The sequence below is a fragment of the Mycobacterium sp. E3298 genome, assembly GCF_001666895.1.
Taxonomy (GTDB): Bacteria; Actinomycetota; Actinomycetes; order Mycobacteriales; family Mycobacteriaceae; genus Mycobacterium.
This window is the reverse complement of sequence record NZ_LZJB01000139.1, coordinates 1-4,311: the sequence shown is the minus strand read 5'-3', so window position 1 is coordinate 4,311 and position 4,311 is coordinate 1. Positions and strand designations below refer to the sequence as shown.

Annotated in this window: 2 protein-coding genes; both read left to right on the top strand. The window is 72.3% G+C overall.

What is annotated here, in order from left to right:
- The coding region (locus tag A9X05_RS06510) for a type I polyketide synthase (protein WP_156736512.1) at positions 1–2,151 on the top strand (2,151 nt) is incomplete at its 5' end.
- 1 nt (position 2,152) lies between these two features.
- On the top strand, positions 2,153–4,311 hold a 2,159-nt coding region (locus A9X05_RS06505; protein WP_067780072.1), incomplete at its 3' end, for a type I polyketide synthase.

Sequence of the window (4,311 nt, the reverse complement as noted above, 5' to 3'; positions counted from 1 at the left end):
CTGGGCATGTACCCGGGTGCCGCGCAGCTGGGCGCGGAGGGTGCCGGCCTGGTGACCGAGATCGGCGCCGGCGTCACGGATTTGGCGGTAGGCGACGCGGTGATGGGCATCTTGGGCCTGACCGGGTCCGAGGCGGTCGTCGATCGCCGGCTGGTGACGCCGCTGCCGTCGGGCTGGTCGTTCGCGCAGGCCGCGGGCGTGCCGGTGGTGTTCTTGACGGCGTATTACGGGTTGTCGGTCCTGGGGGGCCTGCGCGCCGGCGAGCGGGTGCTGGTGCACGCCGGTGCCGGCGGCGTCGGCATGGCGGCCGTGCAGCTGGCCCGGCATTGGGGGGCCGAGGTTTTCGCGACCGCGAGCCGCGGCAAGTGGGACACCCTGCGCGCCATGGGCATCGACGACGATCACATCGCGGATTCGCGGACGCTGGAGTTCGAGGAGAAGTTCTCCGCGGCCACGGGCGGAGTCGGCGTGGAGGTCGTGCTGAACTCGCTGGCGGGCGAGTTCACCGACGCGTCGCTGCGGTTGCTGGGCCGCGGCGGGCGCTTCATCGAGATGGGCAAGACCGACCTGCGCGACCCGGCGGCGCACCCCGAGATCTATTACCGCGCGTTCGACTTGATGGAGGCCGGCCCGGACCGCATCGCGGCGATGTCGGCCGAACTGATGCGCCTGTTCTCGACCGGAGCTCTAAAGCCCCTGCCCGTCAAGGCCTTCGACGTGCGTTGCGCCGCGGAGGCGTACCGGTTCGTGAGCCAGGCCCGCCACATCGGCAAGGTGGTGCTCACGATGCCCGACGGGCCGGCCGGGCTGGGCGGCGGCACCGCACTGATCACCGGCGGAACCGGCATGGCGGGTTCGGCCGTGGCCCGGCACCTCGTCGACCGCTACCGGGTACCGCACGTCATGCTGGTCAGCCGCAGCGGTGAACGGGCGGACGGGTTGACGGGGCTGGTCGCCGAGCTGCGCGAGGCGGGCGCCGAGGTGTCGGTGGTGGCCTGCGACGTGGGCGACCGGGACGCCGTGGCCGGGTTGCTGGCGCGGGTGCCGGAGCGCTTCCCGCTGCGCGGCGTATTTCACGCCGCGGGGGTGCTCGACGACGCGGTGATCGCGTCCCTGACACCGGAGCGCATCGATACGGTGCTGCGGTCCAAGGTCGACGGGGCGTGGCACCTGCACGAGCTGACCCGGGATCTGGATCTTTCGGCGTTCGTGCTGTTCTCGTCGATGGCGGGGATCGTCGGGGCGCCGGGTCAGGGCAACTACGCCGCGGCCAACAGCTTCCTCGACGGACTGGCGGCCTACCGCCACGCCCATCGCCTGCCCGCCCTGTCGATCGCCTGGGGGATGTGGGAAGAGGCGTCGGCCATGACCCGGCACCTGGGCGACCGCGACAAGGCGCGGATGAGCCGCGCTGGGCTCGCCCCGCTGTCCACCCGGCAGGCGCTCGGCCTGCTCGACGCCGCGCTGCTGACGGAGCCGCCCGTCGTCGTGGCCACCCGGCTCGACACCGCCGCGCTGGCGCACGCCGGCGCCGCGCTGCCACCGCTGTTGAGCCAATTGGCCATTCGGCGCGCCCGACGGGTCCTCGACCCCACCGACATGGTGTCGTTGACCGGCCTGCGGGCGCGGCTGGACGGCCTGGCCCCCGAGCAGCGCCGGCGCGAACTGATCGACCTGGTGTGCGGCAACGCCGCCACGGTGTTGGGGCACAGCACCGCCGACGTCAACGCCGACCAGGCTTTCGGGGACCTCGGGTTCGACTCGTTGACCGCCGTGGAGCTGCGCAACAGGCTCAAGATCGCGACCGGCCTGACCCTTTCGCCGACGGTGATCTTCGATTACCCGACGCCGGCGGCGCTGGCCGAGCATCTCGACGGCCAGCTGACCACCGGCACGGCCGGTGCGCCGCCCGACCGAATGGCCCGCTTCAACGACGTGGCCCGCGAATTGCAGGCGCTGCTCGGGCAATCCGACTGGAGCCCAGGCGACAAGGCGCAGCTGGTCACCCGGCTGGAAGGCCTGCTGCGCTCGCTGACGGGGCCGGCGGAAGTGCACCACCCGGAGCAGCCCGACGACCCGTTCGACGACGACATCGCCACCGCCACCGAGAGCCAACTCTTCGCGATCCTCGACGAAGAGATCGGCCCCTAGCATGACGGACGTCGCAGTCATCGGCCTGGCGTGCCGATTCCCCGGCGCGGCAAACCCGCGCGAGTTCTGGGATCTGATCCGCAACGGCCGGGAAGCGACGCGGTTGCCCGGGGACGTCGCGGAGTTCGACGCCGACTTCTTCAACCTCTCGCCGCGCGAGGCGTGCGCGATGGACCCTCGCCAGCGGCTGGCCCTCGAACTGGCCTGGGAAGCCTTCGAGGACGCGTTCGTGGTACCCGAAAGCATTCGTGGCAACGACGTTTCGGTGTATGTGGGGGCGATGGCCGACGACTACGCGGTCCTCACGCTGCGCGACATCGCCGACAACCTCGACCACCACTCGTTCGCCGGGATCAGCCGGGGGATGATCGCCAACCGGGTCTCGTACGCCTTCGGTTTGCGCGGGCCGAGCATGACCGTCGACTCCGGCCAATCGTCGTCGCTGCTCGCCGTGCACCTCGCCTGTGAGAGCCTGCGCGCCGGCGAGTCGGCGCTGGCGATCGCCGGCGGGGTTCACCTGAACCTGGCCGACGAAACCGCAATGCTGGAGCGCGAATTCGGTGCGCTGTCGACGTCCGGTCGCACCTATGCGTTCGATCGGCGCGCGGACGGTTACGTGCGCGGCGAGGGCGGGGGACTGGTCCTGCTGAAGCCGTTGCCGGCGGCCCTGCGCGACGGGGACCGCGTCCACGCGGTCATCAGCGGCAGCGCCGTCGGTAACGCCGGGCACAGCGCAGCCGGGCAGACGGTGCCTTCCGTCTCCGCCGAGGCGGACGTGATCCGGCGGGCGCTCGCCACCGCCGGCCTCGGCGCCGGCGACATCGACTACATCGAGGCCCACGGCACCGGCACCAAGGTCGGCGACGCGGTTGAGGCCCAGGCGCTCGGCGAGGTGTTCGCGGCGCGCGAGCGCGCAGTGCACGTGGGTTCGGTCAAGACCAACATCGGTCACGCCGGCGGCGCGGCCGGGATAGCGGGCCTGCTCAAAGCCTTACTGGCCGTGCGACATTCGGTGCTGCCGCCGAGCTTGAACTACGCCGACGGCAATCCCGAACTCGAACACCTGCGCGTGAACACCGCCGCGCTGCCCTGGCCGGCGGCGGGGCGCCCGCGCCGCGCCGGTGTGTCGTCCTTCGGGATGGGCGGCACCAACGCACACGTCGTCGTGGAACAGGCCCCGCCGCAACCGGATACGCCCGCCGAACCGCACGAACCGCCGCTCGCATGGGTGCTGTCGGCCCGCTCGGGGCGGGCCCTGGCCAACCAGGCGCGCCGGCTGGCGGAGTGGGTGGCCGAGCCGGGGGTGAGCCCCGCGGACGTGGCGTGGTCGCTGGCGACGACGCGCTCGGTGTTCGAGCGGCGGGCGGTGCTGGTCGGCGGCGATCCCGAAGAGTTGACGCGCGAACTGGTGGCCCTGGCCGCCGGGGAGCCCGCCCCCGGCGTGATCGCCGGCCGGGCCGGGCCCGCGGCCAAGATCGCCTTCGTGTTCCCCGGCCAGGGCTCCCAATGGCCGGGAATGGGTCGCGAACTCCACCGGCGGTTCCCGGCCTTCGCGCGTGCCTTCGACGAGGCCGCGGCCGCGATGGATCCCCACCTGCGGTCGCCGTTGCGCGAGGTGATGTGGGGCACCGACGCGGAGCTGTTGCGCGGCACCGAGTTCGCGCAGCCGGCCTTATTCGTGCTCGAGGTCGCCCTGGCGGCGCTGTGGCGATCCTGGGGGGTGACGCCCGAGGTGGTTCTGGGTCATTCGGTCGGCGAGATCGCGGCCGCGCATGTGGCGGGGGTGCTGGCGCTGGGCGACGCGGCGCGCATCGTGGCGGCGCGCGGCCGGCTGATGGCGGCGCTGCCGGGCGACGGGGTGATGGTGGCGGTGAGCGCCACCGAGGCGGAGGTCGCCCCGATGCTCGGCGACAGTGTCGGCATCGCGGCGGTCAATGGCCCCAATGCGGTGGTCCTGTCCGGCGAGCGCGCCGCGGTCACCGCCCTGACGGATCGGTTGGCGGAAAGCGGCAGGCGCACACACCGGTTGGCGGTCTCGCACGCGTTTCATTCGGCGCTGATGGAACCGATGCTCGACGAGTTCGCGCGCCGGATCGCCGACATCGAGCCGCAACAGCCGCGAATCTGCCTGATATCCAACGTGTCCGGGGAGCCAGCCGG